Source organism: Martelella alba (assembly GCF_005217455.1).
Lineage (GTDB): Bacteria > Pseudomonadota > Gammaproteobacteria > Enterobacterales > Enterobacteriaceae > Acerihabitans.
In genome coordinates this window covers 1-1,062 of the sequence record NZ_SZPQ01000143.1, presented here as the reverse complement: position 1 = coordinate 1,062, position 1,062 = coordinate 1, and the positions used below count along the sequence as shown (strand labels likewise).

Genomic DNA, 1,062 nt, shown 5'->3' with positions numbered 1-1,062 from the left:
CTGTTTCAAAGCCCTGTTTGACGCTCTCACACATGCAGGTATCTGGAAAGACGACAGTCAAGTTAAACGCCTCGCTGCTTGTTGGGGACCGGTTGTGGCTGGTGGCCGGGTGGAAATAACGATCAGTGATTTTATTCAGGAGGTAGCTGATGCATAACCCAATCACGGCGGGACCGATCACAATGTCGAGCCGGGAGATTGCCGCCCTTGTTCAGAGCAAACACGGTGACGTTAAGCGGTCGGCTGAACGATTGGTCGCCGCTGGAATTTTAACCGCGCCGTTGGCGCAGTTCGATTTCGAGCACAATGGGAACAGCTATACCGAGTACCGGTTCAGTAAACGCGATTCCCTGGTGCTGGTGGCCCGGCTTTCTCCTGAATTCACCGCCGCCGTAGTGGATCGCTGGCAGGAATTGGAAAAGCAAATCACCGTTCCTCAATCTCTGCCGGAAGCCTTGCGACTTGCGGCCGACCTGGCAGAGCAAAAGCAGGTGCTGGAAAACCAACTGGCCACCGCGGCGCCGAAGGCTGAATTCGTGGATAAGTACGTGACGGCTACCGGTTCAATGTCGTTCCGCCAGGTGGCGAAATTGCTCAACGCCAAAGAGCCGGATTTCCGCCTGTTCCTGCTGGATCGCCACATCATGTATCGGTTAAACAATGTCCTGACACCGCACCACCAGCACACCGACGCCGGCCGGTTCGAGGTGAAGACCGGCACCACGAATACGTCGAATTACGCGTTTAGCCAGGCCCGGTTCACACCCAAAGGCGTGAAATGGATAGCCGGGCTATGGGCCGAACATTTGACGGGTCGGGTGACGGCGTGAGGGCATTACTGACGCCGTGTCTACAGCGTGAGCTGGGGCTGGTGCTGTTCCGCCCGGGCAGCGAGGTATTGCCGATGTTCATGTCCGGCCGGGTACTGATCAGCAATGAGCCGGATTTCATGAAATCGATGCCGGTCGGCGCCCTGGCTGATACCGAACAGGAATTGGCTCAGGATGCATCGCTGCGCGGATTTTTTGCAGATGAACAGGTCATCGCGGCAGCTGGCCATCT

3 protein-coding genes are annotated in these 1,062 nt (G+C 57.0%); all 3 read left to right on the top strand.

The window, feature by feature from the left end; genetic code table 11:
- Window positions 1-13: 13 nt before the first annotated feature.
- Window positions 14-157, top strand: coding sequence for a RusA family crossover junction endodeoxyribonuclease (locus FCN80_RS27605; protein ID WP_373880374.1), 144 nt, complete (start codon window positions 14-16; stop codon window positions 155-157).
- Complete coding sequence (locus tag FCN80_RS26090) at window positions 150-830, top strand: phage antirepressor KilAC domain-containing protein (protein ID WP_230492981.1); 681 nt, start codon at window positions 150-152, stop codon at window positions 828-830. Before FCN80_RS27605 ends, FCN80_RS26090 begins: the two co-directional genes overlap by 8 nt.
- The coding region (locus FCN80_RS26085) for a hypothetical protein (RefSeq protein ID WP_373880373.1) at window positions 827-1,062 on the top strand (236 nt) is incomplete at its 3' end. The genes FCN80_RS26090 and FCN80_RS26085, both read left to right, overlap by 4 nt.

What these genes read in the sequence shown, in the direction of transcription:
- FCN80_RS26090 (WP_230492981.1), top strand. Translation starts at nt 150, where the DNA reads ATGCATAACCCAATCACGGCGGGACCGATCACAATGTCGAGCCGGGAG.